The 17,434-nt window shown below is 55.4% G+C and carries 13 protein-coding genes; 3 read left to right on the forward strand and 10 right to left on the reverse strand.

Annotation, left to right across the window (positions count from 1 at the left end):
• From fhuB to AAAC48_RS22260, 7 genes are all read right to left on the reverse strand, one after another.
• A partial coding sequence (fhuB, locus tag AAAC48_RS22230; protein WP_340656274.1) for a Fe(3+)-hydroxamate ABC transporter permease FhuB occupies positions 1 to 1,823 on the reverse strand: 1,823 nt, incomplete at its 3' end.
• A complete protein-coding gene (locus AAAC48_RS22235) occupies positions 1,820 to 2,623 on the reverse strand; it encodes an iron-siderophore ABC transporter substrate-binding protein (protein ID WP_340656275.1) in 804 nt (267 codons plus the stop codon). The genes AAAC48_RS22235 and fhuB, both read right to left, overlap by 4 nt.
• A 62-nt stretch (positions 2,624 to 2,685) precedes the next feature.
• On the reverse strand, positions 2,686 to 3,465 hold the full coding sequence (locus AAAC48_RS22240) for an ATP-binding cassette domain-containing protein (RefSeq protein WP_340656276.1): 780 nt from the start codon (positions 3,463 to 3,465) through the stop codon (positions 2,686 to 2,688).
• A gap of 11 nt (positions 3,466 to 3,476) precedes the next feature.
• Positions 3,477 to 5,579, reverse strand: coding sequence for a TonB-dependent siderophore receptor (locus AAAC48_RS22245; protein ID WP_340656277.1), 2,103 nt, complete (start codon positions 5,577 to 5,579; stop codon positions 3,477 to 3,479).
• Positions 5,580 to 5,820: 241 nt separating this feature from the next.
• Positions 5,821 to 7,005, reverse strand: a complete 1,185-nt coding sequence (locus AAAC48_RS22250) for a PLP-dependent transferase (RefSeq protein WP_340656278.1) — start codon at positions 7,003 to 7,005, stop codon at positions 5,821 to 5,823.
• Positions 7,002 to 8,414: an MATE family efflux transporter gene (locus AAAC48_RS22255; protein WP_340656279.1), complete on the reverse strand. Its 1,413-nt coding sequence runs from the start codon at positions 8,412 to 8,414 to the stop codon at positions 7,002 to 7,004. Before AAAC48_RS22255 ends, AAAC48_RS22250 begins: the two co-directional genes overlap by 4 nt.
• Positions 8,411 to 9,433: a GNAT family N-acetyltransferase gene (locus AAAC48_RS22260; protein ID WP_340656280.1), complete on the reverse strand. Its 1,023-nt coding sequence runs from the start codon at positions 9,431 to 9,433 to the stop codon at positions 8,411 to 8,413. The genes AAAC48_RS22255 and AAAC48_RS22260 overlap by 4 nt, the downstream gene beginning before the upstream one ends.
• Positions 9,434 to 9,609: 176 nt before the next feature.
• On the opposite strand from AAAC48_RS22260, the gene AAAC48_RS22265 reads away from it, so the two are divergent.
• Genes AAAC48_RS22265 through AAAC48_RS22275 form a run of 3 tightly spaced genes read left to right on the forward strand, consistent with a single transcriptional unit; the run spans position 9,610 to position 15,237 of the window.
• Positions 9,610 to 9,813, forward strand: a complete 204-nt coding sequence (locus AAAC48_RS22265) for an MbtH family NRPS accessory protein (protein WP_340656281.1) — start codon at positions 9,610 to 9,612, stop codon at positions 9,811 to 9,813.
• A 40-nt stretch (positions 9,814 to 9,853) separates the two neighbouring features.
• A complete protein-coding gene (locus AAAC48_RS22270; protein ID WP_340656282.1) occupies positions 9,854 to 13,849 on the forward strand; it encodes an amino acid adenylation domain-containing protein in 3,996 nt (1,331 codons plus the stop codon).
• A gap of 50 nt (positions 13,850 to 13,899) precedes the next feature.
• On the forward strand, positions 13,900 to 15,237 hold the full coding sequence (locus AAAC48_RS22275) for a SidA/IucD/PvdA family monooxygenase (protein WP_340656286.1): 1,338 nt from the start codon (positions 13,900 to 13,902) through the stop codon (positions 15,235 to 15,237).
• A 3-nt stretch (positions 15,238 to 15,240) separates the two neighbouring features.
• Here AAAC48_RS22275 and AAAC48_RS22280 read toward each other — a convergent pair whose 3' ends face one another.
• The 3 genes from AAAC48_RS22280 to repC form a co-directional block, all read right to left on the reverse strand.
• Positions 15,241 to 15,993: a 4'-phosphopantetheinyl transferase superfamily protein gene (locus AAAC48_RS22280; RefSeq protein ID WP_340656283.1), complete on the reverse strand. Its 753-nt coding sequence runs from the start codon at positions 15,991 to 15,993 to the stop codon at positions 15,241 to 15,243.
• 35 nt (positions 15,994 to 16,028) lie between these two features.
• Complete coding sequence (locus AAAC48_RS22285) at positions 16,029 to 16,919, reverse strand: alpha/beta hydrolase-fold protein (protein ID WP_340656284.1); 891 nt, start codon at positions 16,917 to 16,919, stop codon at positions 16,029 to 16,031.
• Between the two features lie 97 nt (positions 16,920 to 17,016).
• A partial coding sequence (gene repC / locus AAAC48_RS22290) for a replication initiation protein RepC (RefSeq protein WP_340656285.1) occupies positions 17,017 to 17,434 on the reverse strand: 418 nt, incomplete at its 5' end.

Here is a 17,434-nt window from a genome sequence, read left to right on the forward strand (position 1 = left end):
TGAGTGAGGCCACGCGTCAGTCCAAGACGTTGCGCCAGATGCGGCGCCATCATCCCGACAAAACTCAGCGGCCCGACGATAAGCGTAGCGGCGGCCGTCAGCAATGCGGCGAAACCAAGGATCAGGACCCGGAATTTCTGCACGTCGACGCCATGCGAATAGGCCGACAGGTCGCCCAGTGCAAACTGCTGTAATGGGCGCACAAGCAGCGTCACCGCCATCAGGCCAATTATTGCAAATGCCAATGCGATCAATGCCATGGAACTATCCATGCTGTAGGTCGACCCGGCCATCCAGCTGATCAGAGATAGGGCGCGGGGGTCGCCGGAAGCAAGAATAACCGAAATCGATGCGGTCAGGAATGCACCCAGTGATACACCAATAAGAAGGAACTGATTGCCGAAATGTGCGCGACGGCTCATGGCAAAGAGGATGATGAGCGCCATTGCGGCCCCCGAAAAACCGCCGACCAGCCGCTGGCTATAGTTGGGCTCGGCTGGAACGAACAAGACGCAAAGCAGGCCAAACGCCGTGCCGGCGCTCACGCCCATAACCTCCGGGCTTGCCATGGAATTTCCGGTAAGGCGCTGTAGCAGGCTACCAGCCAAAGCGAGCATCGCACCCGCAGAAGTTGCGGCTATCAGCCTTGGCAGACGCCAGGGAAGCAGTGAATAGAATGTCGTGCCGGTCTGACTTATCCACGATCCATCCACATCTCGCCCGACAAATACTGCGATCAGTGCAACCATAAGAAGAAGAGCCGCAATCATTGCGAGCAACAGCCCTGGTCTTCTGTTGGCCGCTATGCTTGTCCGGGCTTGAATGGCTGTTTGCAAGGAGCCGCCACGCTTCATCATCACGAACAGAATAACCGGCACGCCGATCAGCGCAGTAACGGCACCAGTTGGTAGATAATTACCCGTTTTTGCGCCATAAATTTGTAATAGCTGATCGATTGCGATCAGTAGTGCTGCTCCGACAAGCGGCGCAACAATCATACGGGTCTTGATCTGCCGCGCACCGATAGCCCGCGCAATTGCCGGCGCCGCTAATCCCAAAAATCCGATCACGCCGACGGCGCTGACTGTAAACGTTGTCAAGGCAACCGCAACAAAAAGCGAGGTAGCACGAGCGATTTGCACTTTTATTCCAAGGCTTTGCGCCGCATCGCCCAATGTTAGAACGCTAAGCTGTCGAACAAGGAGAAACGCCAAGATGGTACAGCCAGCAACTTTCGGGAAAAGTCCTGCCACCTGGCGCCAATCGTTCTGATTGAGAGACCCGCCGCCCCAGATGAACAACCCTGATAAATAGTGATCATTCATCAGCGTCAGTAAAGTAACGATCGCCGTGCAATATAGTCCCATCATTAGTCCGGCGAGGATCACGATAACTGGCTGGAATTTGAAACGCCAGGCCACGGCAAAAACGATGGCCATCACGGCAAAACCACCGAATGCCGTTGACAAATCTCGGCTCCAGCCGAGAAGTGCCGGGAACCACAGCATGGCAAGGCCGAGCGCGAGTTGAGCTCCTGCCTCCACGCCCAAGGTGGAGGGAGAGGCGAGCGGATTGCGCAAAACATGCTGGAACAGCATGCCGGACAATCCCAGCGCAAAACCACAAACACAAGACATCGCTAACCGCGGCAAAAGGCTGTAGTGCATGAGCACTGCCTGACTGTCGCTGGGCGATGGCGTTGAAAAGGCCGCATTAGACCCGATCGTGCCGATCAAAGGGCCAAGATTAAGAGCCGTGATGCTAAGGGCAACACACCACAGCAATCCTGTCCAGAACAGTGGATGAAAGATCCTGCGTTTCATGCGGAAGCTTCGGCGAGCAGACGGGCAAAGCGGGAGGCGGAAGGCAGTGTACCGAACATCAGAACGCTCGCCATGCGCTGGACATGTCCCTTTTTGACGAATGGAATGCTCTGCCACAGGGGGCTGCCGGACAGGGTTGCGAGCACATCTGGCGGAATAGGATCCATGTAGAACAACCGGCTATCGCCGAGGTCGATCAGACCGGCCATGCTGGTGTCGCTATAGCCCCACTCGTTGGTTGGATGTGTCCAGGCATTCTGCAGCTCAAGCCGGTCGAAAACATCCTGGAAAATACCGCCTGGGCCGTAAACACGGATATTCCGGTCGTCAATGAATGTAATGACAGCGAGCTTTCCGAGATGCCGGGTCGCCGCCTTTGCCGTTTGTAGATCATTGCCTGTACGATCGATCAACGCTTCAGCTTCGGCCTTGCGGCCAAGCATGCGTCCGAGTTCCCTGGTTGCGTCAATGATATGCGGATAGGGCGATGAACCGAGCGCGTGGATCGGGAAGGATTTGACCGGTGCGATTTGTTCGAGTTGTGGTCTGACCCATTCAAGATAAGGCGTGGAGATGATCAGGTCCGGCTTCAGCAGTTGCAGCAATTCCATGTTGACTTCATGGGCTGAGCCAATGTTGGCCACACTTGCCGGCAATGGCGGTTCCACGGGCCAGTCCGCCCAACCGGGCGTGTCAATCAGACCGATCGGTGGAACACCGAGTGCGATTAGCGTTTGCGCTAGGCCATAATCCAGCGAAACAACCCTTAACGTAGAGGACCTGCCTCGTGCGGCTTGCATGGAAGCAGCAAGCATTGCCGAGCCAAAAAGAAAGTTGCGTCTGCAAAATGAGGGCATAGGCTTTAAATCACATAGCTGATAGGTGTCTGTGTTTCCGGGTGCCGGAATATCCCCATGCGGACACCATAGATGGCATCCAGCCGGTCCGTCGTGATCAGCGCTCGCGTCTCGTCGTGGGCCACAAGCTTGCCGCCTGACAGTGCGATCAATCGATCACAATAGCGCGCAGCCATGTTTATGTCGTGCAGGACGATAAGCACAGACCTATTGTGCTCATGCGCCAGCATCTGGATCAACCGCATGACCTCAATTTGATGATTAATATCGAGCGCCGAGATCGGCTCATCCAGCAACAGGCACTCGGTATCCTGCGCAATGAGCATGGCGAGAAACGCACGCTGGCGCTCGCCGCCCGACAGGGTATCGACAATGCGCTCCGCCATTGGTGTCAGTGATGTCAGTTCCAGAGCTTCCGCAACCTTGATCTTGTCCAATTGGGAAAATCGGCCAAGCGCGCCGTGCCAGGGGTAGCGTCCAAGAGCGACCACCTCCTTAACCGTCATGCCGTCGGTGTCTGGCGTCTGTTGCGGCAAATAGGCGACCTTGCGCGCATACTCTTTAGACCGGAACGATTTAAGTTCCTGTCCAAAGCATGAGGCGCGCCCCATTGTGGGCGAATGGAAGCGCGCCAAGATCTTCAGAAGTGTCGATTTGCCAGAACCGTTATGGCCAAGAATGCCGACAACCTCAGAGCGCGGAACGTCCAGGGTCAACGGATGCAGCAAGGTTCTTCCATCAATGTCGTAACCGACGTCGTTGAGCGAAAAGGACATTCCGTTCATTATATGCTCGTTCAGAATTTTGCCGAAAGCGTCGCCTTGATAACGCGACCCTCGCCATAAATGCACATGGGATTGCCGTCACCGTCTGCGGCACAGGTAGAGTAATAGTCCTTGTCGAAGATATTGCTCGCCTTAAGCGATCCCTTCCAGCCGTTCTTCTCATAGCTGATCGCCGCATCGACGAGCGTATAATCCGCGACCTTGATCTGGTTTGCGTTATCGCCAAACGAACTACCGACATAGCGCACGCCAGACCCAATGTTCAGCCCTTCGAGAGGCCCCGATTCAAAGGTGTATTTTGCCCACAGAGCTGCCTGGTGCTCTGGCACGAGCGCTGGACGATTACCCTCTTCCCCAGCGGTATTGCTCGATGTTATTTCCGCATCAAGATAAGTATAACTGCCAGTCAGGCTGACACCATGGTAGAGGTTAACAACCGTCTCGAGCTCGAAGCCGCGATGGCGTACCTCACCGGTCTGAACCTGAAAGGTTGGATCGTCCGGATCGGGCGTCAATACATTGGATTTCGTTATCTCGAAAACCGCGCCGGTAACGGTGCCCGGGAAGAAGTCCGGTTCATACTTCACACCTGCTTCATATTGCTTCCCCTCCGATGGAGAAAATGTCTGACCGGTGGAGCCTTGCCCGATGACGGGAGTAAAGGATTCTGAGTAGCTGACATAGGGCGTCAAGCCATTGTCGAACAGATAGCCGAGGCCGGCCTTTCCGGTGAACGCATTATCGGATTGTTCCGATGTCGTGTCGCTCAGACGGTCATTGTTCTTGTTTTCCACCCACGACTGGCGTCCGCCCAAGGTGAGCAACCAATGATCGTCAAACTTCGTCTGGGTTTGAGCATAGAGCCCGACCTGATCGATTGTCTGTTTTCGGTCGAGATAAATGGGGGGCGCTGCAACATCAAGACCATAGATAGGGTCATTGATATCCAGGCCGGGGCCGGTATCGAACCCATTTTGTCCGTCAACAGTCTGCCGGGCGTAATCCAGGCCCAACAGCAAGGTGTTCTTTATGCGCGTGCCTTCGTAATCGTACTGCACGCCATTGTCGACGCTAAAGATCGTTGCCGTCTCGTCCACAGTGAATGCCGTGCGGTTCATTGTATGATCATCGGCCATCGTCGAATAATAAAGGTGGCGATAATCAGTGTCCTGCGAGGAATATCGAAGGTTCTGCCGGACGGTCCACGCCTCATTGAAGCTGTGCTCGAACTGGTAGCCGATAGAACCATGGTTCGCGTCAAACCGGTCGAAATTCGGGTCGGATGTTGTAAAACTGCGCGAGAATTTCGGCAGGTTCGGGAATGCCGGATTGGCAATTGGAAGGAATGTATTCGGCGTCAACTCGTCCCACTGATAGTTGGCAAGAATCGTCAACGAGGTATCGGCACTCGGCGACCATGTAATCGCTGGCGCAATGAACACCCGGTTGTTCTTTGAAAAATCCTTCTCCAATTGGCCGTCGCGGAAAAGACCCGTAAGGCGATAAGTCCAGACCCCTTCCTTGTCGAGCGGACCGCCTGCGTCGATACCAACCTCATAGGTATTAAACGACCCGTAGCCGGCATAGGCGCTGTAGAGCGGGTCGTTGGTCGGCCGCTTGGTCACGAGATTGACAATACCACCCACCTCGTTGTCGCCATACAGAACTGATGCTGGGCCTTTTAGAACTTCTACCCGCTCCAGTCCGTACGGCTCAGCCTTGAACCCGGAGAAATCTATGGTTTTTTGCGGCAGTCCATCACGGAACACGGCATAGGGACCAACATCGAATCCTCGGATCAAAAACTGGTCAAAACGATCATCGACGCCCCACGGGGAAGCGGTTACACCGGACGTATAGGCAATCGTATCCTCGACACGCTCTGAAAACCGGTCATCCATCTGCTCACGCGTGATGACAGAAATGGATTGCGGTATTTCGCGCAGCGGTGTGTCGGTTTTTGTGCCCACCAGCGTGTTCTTGGCAATATAGCCTTTGTCGGGGCCTATCGGACTGGTATCACCATCAATGACGATTGTATTCAGCTGAATGGTCGACGCTTCTTGGGCGGCCGCGATACCTGCCATCACTAACCCGGCAACCGACGTGGTCATCAGCAAACATGCACGATGCTTGTACCCTGTTGAACTGACGTCGTTCCAAACCACCGCCCTGCTTCCCCGCATGACCACACCCCTTGTAAAACTTTGATTCTGCCTGAGATTTTATTATGAGTTTTATACTCATATTTAAAGATGACTACATTTGTCATCTTATATGAGTCAAGGCGCAATCGATAAAATTCCGATTTTTTTGTGCGCCTTGCCAAATCGCGATTTGGCTGTGGCCTGAATGTTACAGGCGCGCGCTGTGCAGTGCTTGCTGGATGTCATTCCAGATGACTTCCGGCTCCTCGAGACCTACGGCAAAGCGTATTGTCTGAGGATTGACGCAGAAGCGGACAAAAGAAGTCATGCGGTCCGCAATTTGTAAGGCCGCCTTGGCTGGAACGACGAGCGTTTCTGGCCCTCCCCAGCTGACACCAAGTCTGATATGTCGCAGCGCATTGACGAAGCGCGCCACGTCGATATCGGGGTTCAAATCAAAGGCGAACAGGCCGGAGAATCCGGTCAGCGTCCCCTTGCCAGGATGATCTGAGAAAGCTGGATGACGCACAAGGGCAATGTCCGGGTGCTGTTGCAGATGTCTGGCGAGCACGAGCCCGTTATGCATGTGCTCCTTCAACCTGACCTTCAGCGTCCGCATGCCACGCAGCAGCAGCCAGGCTTCGAAGGGTGACAACTTCGCCCCGATATAGGGGTAGGTGGAGCTGTTGATTTTGGCGATCAGGTCACGCGGACCGACGACCACGCCGGCAACCGTGTCGCTGTGTCCGCCAAGATATTTTGAAGCCGCGTGAATAACGACATCAACGCCGTGCTGGATCGGCTTCTGGAACAGCGGCGTCGCCCAGGAATTGTCGATGACGGTCGTGACGCCATATTTCTTGGCCATCGCCGTCAGGGCTTCAATGTCCTGCAACTCGAAAACCATCGATGTCGGATTTTCTAGATAGAGCAGTTTCGCCCCCGGCAGGGCAGCGCTTACCTCATCGTGGTTAGACGGATCGACGAAGTCCACTTTGACACCAAAACGGGCAAGCAGTTTAACGAACAGCCGGTAGATATCATTGTAGAGATGCTGGACGGCAACGACGCGGTCACCCGCTTCGACAAGACTCAAGATTGTCGCGGTGATTGCCGCCGTGCCGCTGGAAAAACCGCGACCATCTTCTGCGCCTTCGAGGCGAGCAGTCAGCAGTTCGAACTCACGCACAGTCGGGTTGTCGCCGCGCGAATAGATGTAGTTGCGCGAGCGTCCGGCGAATACATCTTCCATCGCTTCATAACTGTCATACGTGAAAAGCGATGTCTGGAAGATCGGTGGCGACACCGCATTGAAAGCTGCAGTATCGACCGGCGAGAACAGGTCGTCGGGCATTTCGAGATTAAATTCTTGGGGTGGCATGGCTTTGTTCATGATGCCCTCTCAGACACAGTGCTGTTGAAACTGTTAATTGCGATCGGTTGTGAGCTTCCCGCGAGCTGTCGCAGGGTAACGACGAGGATGACCAACGACAGGAAGGCGGTCAGGACGGGCGCCAGGAACAAGCTCGCCAGTACGCCTTCAAAGGCGAACCAATGCGGCAGCACGAGCAACAGCGGCAGCAGGAAGTAGCCGTTCTGTGCAACGCTGATTATTCCTGCCACGCGCGCTCTGCCCTGCGCCTGCAGGAGCACAAGCAGTATCTGCCGAACACCGAAGAAAACGAAAGGCATATGCGTTACGACAATTGCTATCGCAGCAATCCTGGCGATCTGCGCATCGGCGGTGAAAACCTTGGCAATGGGATCGCGCAGAACCACGGCGCCCAGACCGTAGAGAGCAGCGAAACCTGAAGTTAGCTTAAGAAGCGTCATCGACGACGCGAGTAGTCTTGCCGCGTTTCTTGCACCCCACGCAAAACTCAACACCGCCTGACCGCCGAGTGAAAGACCGACAATCGGCAGCATGCCGAGAGTGAGGACACGCATGGCGATGCCGACGCCGGCAATACCACTATCGCCGTGGTAAAACCCGGCAAAGGTGAACAGAACGGCAAAACTGATGCTGTTTAACATGCTGGTAAGCGTAGTGGGTAAGCCAATCGCCAGCACAGGTTTGAGAATATCTCCACGAAACGCCGCAAAGCGCACCGCAAGATGTAATGTCCCGACCTTTTTGCGGAAATAGATCAGGTAAGCGCCAAGTGCGGCGATCTGGGACAGAATAGTCGCGAACGCTGCCCCGGAGAGCCCGAAATCGAACCAGAAAATCATAATCGGATCGAGCATGATGTTGAGGGCAAAGCAGCCCATGAGCGTCCACATGCTGAAGCGCGTATTGCCTTCCGAAATGGCTATGAAATCCGAAAGGATTTGCAGCATGGTCAGCGTCACCGAAATGGCAACAATTGAAAGATAATGCTCGGCCAATGGCAGAATGGCTTCACTGGCGCCGAAAAGAACGAGAAGCTCGCGTCTGAACACGAAAATAGCGGCGGTCAAAACCAGACCGAGCGGCAGCGCCAGTATGACAAAGGTTGACGCGCAGACATTGGCGCGATGCGGATCAGCCGCCCCAAGCGCACGACCCACGGCCGTGGCAACGCCGACACCAAGTCCCTCACCGATTGCGCCGATCATCATCAGGATCGGCAGGACAACCGTAATCGCCGCGATCTCGTGACTGCCTATCATGCCAACAAAGACCATGTTGATTGTGTGATGTACGGCATTGATCGACAGGCCCGCGACCGCAGGCATGCCAAGCCGGAAGATCAGGCGGGTCAGCGCCGGATCGTTCAAATCATCTGGCGTAAAGTAAGCCCGCTTCGGCTTGACCCTCATGGCGCCGGAACCCAAAGGCGATCACCGAAGAACCGTTCACGTGTCAGCATCACCAGCATGGCGCGCTTATGCGGAAAATCGAAGTGCTTCACCTTGGCAAATCCTGAACGGTCGAGATTGCGGATTTGCTGTTCATGACTTGCCCGCGGTTCGCCAACGATGCGCTGGGTGCGTGGATCGTCGAGAAAGATGAAATGCATCAGCGAAGGCAGCCACGCCGAAATCCACTGCTTGCCCCGATACGCCGGTTCGCCAATGGCAACATGCCAGCCACGATCATAATCCTGCGCATCGTAATAGGGTCCGAGGCGGTTCTCCTTGGCCCAATAAACCTCGAAATAGCCGAATGGAACGCCATCGAAGCAGCCGATCAGCGCCAGCATGTGCGGATCCCGCAGACGTTTTTCAAGGATCGCCTGATGTTTGTCCCGCTCTCCACCATCTTCCCAGATGATGTTGACCTGCTCATCATTCATCCAGCAGTGGAAATGCTCAAGATCAAGTTGCGGATCGGCAACGCGGAACGAGAGCACCTGGTCGAGCCAGGGAATGTAACGTTCATAAACGATTCCGGTCGGCTTTAGCGGCCGTTTCGGATGATACTGACCTTTGCTCAGGACGTAAACCTGCGGATGCGGATAAGCCGGGTTTGCAACCCACGGTGCCGGCCACTGCCAGAACCCACGCGTATCAACAGTCAGGCTGTCCCCTTCCGCTGTGCCAAGTGGAAAGTCCGAAACTGGAATATTGACGACCTTGATCATTCCAAGGTCGCGCGACTGGGCTGACATGAATTCAACGGCTGAGGAGAGCACGGGACCAATCCGGTCCTGCGCGACTTCCGGCAACGTCAGCTTCAAACCGCCGGATGTCTTCTCCACCAAGAGCGTGTACGCGCCGCTCGCCGTCGAGACTTGCAACCGGTCGGGTGCAGAAAGAACGCCTGATTGCAGATACCGCGATGGCACTGGAAACGCTTCAGCAAGCGTCACCTTTGCAAGATTGGATATGAGGGTCATGGCAAACTCCGCAGCACCACCGCTGCAATTGTTACGCGTCGGGTTCGTTGGAGAGACGGACTGAGCCTGTATGGATTTAGACTGAGCTTTGAAAAAATTTTCTCCTCTTTCGCTTAAATCGCGCGCCAGGTGGTCCGTCTCTTGGTCATGTTTGACTTGATGAGGGAGCCTGCGTGATGGCCGCAGCAGAAAGTTTGCCAGAAACCTGGAGCGTCGTTCGCAACCGGGAAGATCGCTATTCCGTATGGCCCGACGACAAGGCACTGCCGATCGGCTGGACCAAGGAACCAATTGGCGGGACACGCGACGAGTGCCTCCAAAAGATCAAGACAATCTGGGTTGACCCTCGGCCGCGAGGCTTGCGGCAAGCCATGGCCTGAGACCCGACCCTTAAATTTCAGACAACAGACCGGTGAAGACATGAACAAGCTATTTGCGCCAGATCAGGCAACCAATCCCGTCGCTGTGGATCACTCAGGCAACACTATCTGCGACAGCTTTCCATTGTCGCTAGCGCAAAAGCGCATCTGGTCGCTCGAGCAGATCGGCAATAATACGGTCTTCCCATTGCAGGTACTGTCTCTCCACTGGACGCGCGCTGTCACACTTGATCAGGCGCAGCATGCCCTGGCGAAGCTCGCGCAACGCCACAGTGCCATGCGGACACGTTTCCGCCGTTTCGCCGGTGGGCGTATCGAACAGTTTTCGAACACAGGTGATGTTCCCTCGACTGAGACGCATGGAAGTGACAGCAATCCCTTGAGCGCAATAGAAGCAGAGGAACAGCGAACCGCGTTTATTTCCCGTTCATTCGATTTGCTCAACGGTGTGTCGTCCCGCTGCCAGCTGATCATGTCGAAAGGCGGACTCATATCCACAGTCGTCCTGCATCCAATCGTCTGCGACGAGGCTGCACTCGCGGTTCTGCAACGAGATCTGATTGCTCTCGTCAATGGTGAGACACCGGGCGCGGCCGATGACGAAAGCCTGTTACGTGGATCGCGCGAAGAAAAATGGCTTCAGACGGACCATTTTGCCACCGCGCTCGGCCATTGGCGCGACCTGATTGGCGAGGAGTATAATGCCACAACCTTGCCAACGCGTTTCAACACCAGTGGATATGCAGGCACCAGGCGCCGCCATGTTCCGTTTCAACTGGATGCGACGCTATGGGACCAAATCAAGCTTTACGCGAAACAGTACGAATTGAATGAAGATTTGGTGCTATCTGCGGCCTTTGCGATTTTGCTCGCCCGCTACAGCGGAACCTATGACCTGCAGCATGGAATCCTTCTGGCAAACCGCGAAACCGATGAAAGCCGGCAATCCATCTGCCGCGCCGAGCAGATCCTCCCGCTGAAACTCGGACTGATCTCCCGCGCACGCGTGCTCGATGTTTGCCATGCGATGACTGGCGCCATTGCGGGGAGCTCGCAACATCTCGTTCCTTTCGAGCGCCTTGTGCAGGAAATCCAGACGCATGAGGAACGCGAGCAGGATGCAATTGTCAAATCCCTGTTCGAGTATCGTGAACCGCGGCCGCTATCGGCTCTGGTGTCCGACACTTTATCCACCCTCGCCCCGCGCTCCGACGTCGAGCTTGCCCTTGTTGTTACTCCCAACGCTGTTGGTGGACTGGATGGGCTTTTCGACTATGCGGAGGGCCTGTATGAGCCAGCTTTGATTGAACGGGCCGCGATTCATTTCGGCCGTATCCTGTCGCAAACTGTCAGTGGTGGTCAGGGTGTTCGTATCAAAGACATTCAGCTCATTGGCGACGATGAACTCGACATCCTCTCCGCTCCCTATGAGGATGATGGTGTCAATGACGATCGTGCCGTACACGAACATATCGCCGCCCACGCGGCACAAACGCCAGACAAGACTGCCATCATTTACGCTGACGAAGTCTGGAGCCATGCCAGGCTCGACCAAAGCGCCAACAGGCTTGCGCACCGTCTGGTAAAGCTAGGCGTTGGCGCAGATATAAGCGTCGCTATTGCTGTGAAGCGCTCGCCGGAGGCAATTGTCGGCATTCTCGCGACGCTGAAAGCAGGCGGCGCCTATATTCCGGTCGAGCCTGATCACCCAACCGCGCGTAATCACCATATCCTACGCGATGGCGGCGTCAGGGTGATCCTGACCCACACCTGGCTGCTCGATCGTATCCCGGAAGGGCTCGATGCCACTATTTTGCAGCTGGACAGGCTCGACCTGAGTGAGGAGCCAAACAGTGCCCCCGACGTGCGCATCCACAAGGATCAGCTGGCTTACATTATGTATACGTCAGGCTCGACCGGACTGCCGAAGGGCGTTGCGGTCGAACATGGTCCGTTGACCCACCATATGCAGAATACGTCTCGAGTCTACGGCATGAGCGCAGCGTCGCGCGAATTGCCGTTCCTGCCCTTCAGTTCCGATGGCGGGCACGAACGCTGGATGAATCCACTGATGGAAGGCGGGAGCATTGTTCTGCCCGATCAGCCATTATGGACACCGGAAGAAACGTTGACAGCCATGCGCAAGCATGGCGCCAACAATGCCAGCATCCCTACAACCTATCTACAGCAGCTCGCCGAATGGGCCGATCTCACCGATAGCGCCCCCCCAATGCGCCTCTATTCCTTTGGCGGCGAAGGTCTCGCCCAACAAACTTTTGACCTTTTATCAAAAGCGCTGAAGTCGGAATGGCTGATCAATGGTTATGGCCCGACGGAAACCATCATGACGCCGATGGTCTGGAAAGTGCGCGCCGGACAAAAGTTTGAAGGCACCTACGCACCGATCGGTCGAGCTGTCGGCAACCGCCGCATCTATGTGCTCGATGCGGATCTGAACCCCTGCCCTATCGGCGTGACGGGCGAGCTCTACATCGCCGGCGAAGGTATGGCACGCGGCTATATCGGCAAGCCGGATACGACCGCCGACCGCTTCACTCCCGACCCATTCTCGAAGGAAGGCGGACGTCTCTACCGTTCCGGTGATCTGACGCGCTGGCGCGAGGATGGCACTGTGGAGTTTGTTGGCCGTGTCGATCATCAGGTCAAACTGCGCGGCTATCGCATCGAGCTAGGCGAAATCGAAGCCGCTCTGCTGCAGCAGGACGGTATTGGCGAAGCGCTTGTCGTCCTGCGGGACGACGAAGCGACAAAACACAAGATGCTTGTTGCCTATGTGGTACCCAAACAAGGCAATGAGTTAGACGTCGCTAACGTTCACTCGGCGCTCGAACGCACTTTGCCGACCTATATGGTACCCTCGGCCATCGTTCCGTTAAAGAGTATGCCCATTAATCCCAACAGTAAGCTCGACCGTTTCGCCCTCCCCGCACCAACGCGGACGAAGCGCACAATCGTCGAGCCGGAAAATGCTGTCGAAGAAGAAGTTCTCGAACTCTGGCAACAGATTTTAAATCTCAGCGCCATCAGTGTCGAAGACAATTTCTTTGCCATTGGCGGCAATTCATTGCGTGCCATCCGCATTCTCTCGGCATTGCGCCAGCGCAAGCCGCAGAACCGCACGACAATCGCAGATCTCTTCAACAACCCGACGATCCGCTCTTTCGCCAAGATCATCGAGGCCGGTGACGGTCAAGCGGGAAGCGAAGTCATTGTGTTGCGCGCTTCCGGTACCAAGCCCATGCTTTACTGTTTTCCCGGCCTGCTGGTCAGCACACGCGAATATGTCAAATTGGTCGACTATCTGGGCGCTGACCAGCCCGCAACAGGCTTCATCTGCTATTCGCTTTCCGAGCAAAAGCAGATCGGCGCCTCCGTCGACGAGATCATCGGCAGCTATATCGACTACATCCGAGGTCACAGCAAAGGCCAGCCTTGCTATTTCCTCGGCTGGTCCTGGGGCGGACTGCTTGCTTATGAAGCGGCACGCCGGCTTGGCGACGAGATAGATCTGCGTCTGATTACTATGGTTGACGTGTGTGATCTCGGCACGGAATTCGCGATTGGCTCAACACCGCGTTTCAAGCCGGACGAGCGCGACCAGTTGCATGAGATGGTGCAGGAGTGGCTGTCGCGGACGGCTATGCGCGCGGAGTGGGACCGGTTGCTCGGCGTCATGGACGCTGATACCTATGACCAGTTCCTGCGCTTTGTTGGCGACGAGAAGGACGATCTGCCAACCGACGGTCCCGATATCAGCAGCCGCGAGCATACATTCTGGATCCTCATCGACAACGCGCTGATCTTCCGGCGCCATCAGCTGCAGCCTCACGATGTGCCGATTCACTCATGGGCGGCTGACGACAGTCTCAATCGCGGACTCAATCTCATCGATTGGCGCCGTTATTCACCCCGCGCTAATCCGGCAGAAATCATCTCGGGCACCAATCATCTGCACGTGATCGGCTCACAAGCCTTCCATAGCCGGCTCGCCCATAGGCTTGCCGAGGCACTCTAGGGCTTGAGAGTGGAAAGATGAGTTCACAGAAAGGAATTCTGATGACTGCCATGTTTGCAAACAATGATCGGAGCAGTCCTGCAAGCGAGGTCCTGGATCTCGCTGGTATCGGCATAGGGCCATCGAATCTAAGCTTGGCATCGCTTCTTGATAATGTCGGAAATATCCGCGCGCATTTCTACGAAAGCCGGCCAAGTTTCGATTGGCACCCGGGTATGATGCTACCGGATGTCGAACTCCAATCGTCATATCTGAAAGATCTCGTCACGCCGGTTATGCCGACGAGCCCTTGGTCCTTTATTTCCTATCTCGTCGCCCACAAGCGTCTCTACGCCTTCCTCAACGCCCACTACGAGGCGGTACCGCGACGCGAATTTGCCCGATATCTCGCATGGGTCGCTGGCCAGCTAAAAAACCTTTCATTCGATGCGGTCGTACGCGAGGTCACATTCGACAAGGACCAATTCCTTATGCGGTTCGATAATAATGCGGTGAGCGCCAGGAATCTCGTGCTCGGGACTGGCACCACACCGTTCGTACCGTCATGGGCAACGCCGTTCCTCGGTGAGCGATGCTTTCACAATTCAGAGGCAAAACACCGTTTGCCCCAGCTTAATGCATCGCGAATAGCGGTCATCGGTGGTGGTCAGAGCGGTGGTGAAGTTGTGGAAGCGCTGCTCAATTCAAAAGCGACGCTGAAGGAGCTCAACTGGTTCAGCCGACGTCACAATTTCGAACCGATCAATGACACGGCTTTTTCCAACCAGGTCTTTTCGCCGGAATATGTCTATGCCTATCTCAATCTCAACAATGATCAAAAGCAGGAAGCACTGAAAGCCTCAATCCTGACCAGCGACGGGCTGTCCATTTCAACGATCAACGCTATCTACCGGCGGCTCTACAGCCTGCGCTATCTGGAAAATCGCAACATCGACGCCAAGCTCTCGCCCAACCGCGACGTCATTCAGGTAGAAATGGACAAGGATGGCTATCGCCTGATCGTCCGCAACCGTTTCGATGGTGGCGTCGAGATGGCCCATGCCGATGCGATTGTTCTGGCAACGGGCTATCAGTTCCACCTCCCCGACGCATTTGCCGGTTTGCAGGACCGCATTCAGTTCGACCGCAACAACCGGCCGGTGTTGAACAACGATTATTGCCTGAGCTGGAGCGGCCCCAAGCAAAACCGCATTTTTGCGCAAAACGCGGGGCGATACAGCCACGGTATCGCTGACTCACAGCTGAGCCTCATGGCATGGCGCAGTGCACACATTATCAACTCGCTGCTGGGACGGCATCACTTTGACCTGGAACCGCACGATTCGCAGGTCAACTGGTTGTCAACCGGCCATGACGCGATCAGCCAGTCCATGGCAGTGGATTGCTAAAGACTACAGCGGATCAGGCAGTTGTCGCTGCCGCAAGCGCAGCTCTACCTGATCCAATTGTGCTGAGACAGCAATCAAATGTCCTGAAGGCGCCGACAGCAGGCGATGATGCCAACCCTTGTCATCGGCGGTGAGCACGGTGTCGATGCGGACGGTATTCGCCATCCGATCGAGCCTAATGTTCAGTTGATCGGGCGGTGCTATAACGCCGGTGCCCACGGCTTTCAAAAAGCTTTCCTTCAAAGTCCAATAGCTCAAAAGCAGCGACTGGCGTTCACTCCCTTGCAGGGCAGATAAAATCTCCAATTCAGCAGATGAGCAGAACAGGGATGACGCCCCCGGCTCAATCGCTGTACCAACCGGTTCCGCATCAATGCCGAGCATCTTGGCGGTGCCGCTAATTGCAACGGCCGCCAATCCTTCGGTATTGGTCAAATTAAAGGCTACTCCAGTATCGGCGAGGTACGGTTTGCCGTGTGGATCAACGACAATGTCCAAATCCTGTGGTGGTATTGAAGTATATCTCGAGAGGACAGAACGCTGCAGATAACGGCCCGCCATGAAGGCGATGGCGTCCTTCTCAAAATGGCACGTCGTTGCGCGCGTCTGCTCGTCCGGCGTCAGTTGGGAGCATATCTTGTCCCAGTTGATCTCGGCATTGTAGGGCCACCACCAGATATCGACATGTCGTGGGCCACAATCTGGCTCCGGGGTTGCAACTTCCGGCAAACTCAGCAAGGGGTCGCATGGCAGCATGGAACGTCCCCTCCCTTGTTTACTCCTTATCCAGCCTAAAGAGATTTCCGGATAGCGAATGCATTTTGAATCGCCCGATTGACTGCGACCGGCAGCAGCGACATGTGGTTCTCGCCGAGATGGATTTCGAACTGCGCACGTATTGGATGACCGGGCAATTTGTTCAGCCGATCCGCCAGCTCGATCGCATAGGTATCATTCAGCGTGATTTTCTTTTGCGCCAATCGCTCTGCCTCGTCTGTGGCACCAACTTGAAACGGCGCCAGCTTATCGGTCTCGTATTCCCCGCATGAAAGAAAAAGCTCCGCGCCTTCTCTTGTCGTTGGAGCGGCGACAAATCGCGAATAGAACTGATCGATGGCGCGATTTTCCCAATAGATTGACGGGCTGGCAGCGATCCAGGTCGTGAATGCTGATGGTCGCGTAAAAAGGCTGTAGAGGACAAAAAGACCGCCGAAAGAATGTCCAAACAAGGCCTGGCGATTCACATCAACAGGAAGCATCGCTTCCACCATCGGTTTGATCTGTTCTTCCACGAACGACAGAAACTCTTCCGCCCCGCCTGTCTTTACAATGGGGCTTTTTTCAAAAAAGGGCGGATAGGTTTGTCCGGGTGGCGGACCCAGATCCCAAGACCGGCGCAAAGGGTCATATGCCGCATCAAGCGGATAGCCTATGGTTACGATGATACCCGGCCCTACATTTGTGCCGCTTGGGTAATTCGCCTGCGCCCGCATCACATCAACGGCGGTGCCTATCACGGCATTGCCATCGGTCATGTACAGCACCGGCCACCCCTGTTCCGGTGCCTCATCATCCGGGCGGTAGATGAACACGCGGTAGACCTGTCCGCTCCTATCCGATGTAACGTCGTGGAACGTTGTGTTGCCAATCAATGCCGGGTTCGCGTTCGGAAATCCTGTCATGAAACCATCTCGTAAAGCGCATCTTGATAGGGGTTATTAAACATGACAGTTGCGGTCAATATTAAAATTCATGCTCCCCGAACGAGTGGCAGCGCCCCTACCCAGCCCTCGCCTGATGTTTGACCTGGTTCGACCGTAGCAGACCCATCAACAAAGGACCCGAAGAGAAGGACCCGGCACGTGCCTTGTCAGTGAGGACCCGCAAATAGCCGCCAGGGCTGGTAATCGTTTCGCCCTTCTGCAGGATTGCCGCCACCACAATTGCCGCCTCATTCGGCCCGAAGGTTTCGACCGCTTGATTCCAGGCATCCGGACTTACACCGAGTGTCACGCGTACCAGATTGGCAGTTTGCACGAGATCGGACCAGTTCTCTATGCCTTTCAGGGCGTAATCAACGATATCCGGGCAAGCTTTGAGAATTAACGCCAGCGGAAACGCTTTCGGCGGTAATTTGCCCTTAAGGTGACCATTCGCATTGGTTGCGATTTCCTCGCCAAGTTCAATTTCTGAAACC

This window comes from Phyllobacterium sp. (assembly GCF_037994405.1).
Lineage (GTDB): Bacteria > Pseudomonadota > Alphaproteobacteria > Rhizobiales > Rhizobiaceae > Phyllobacterium.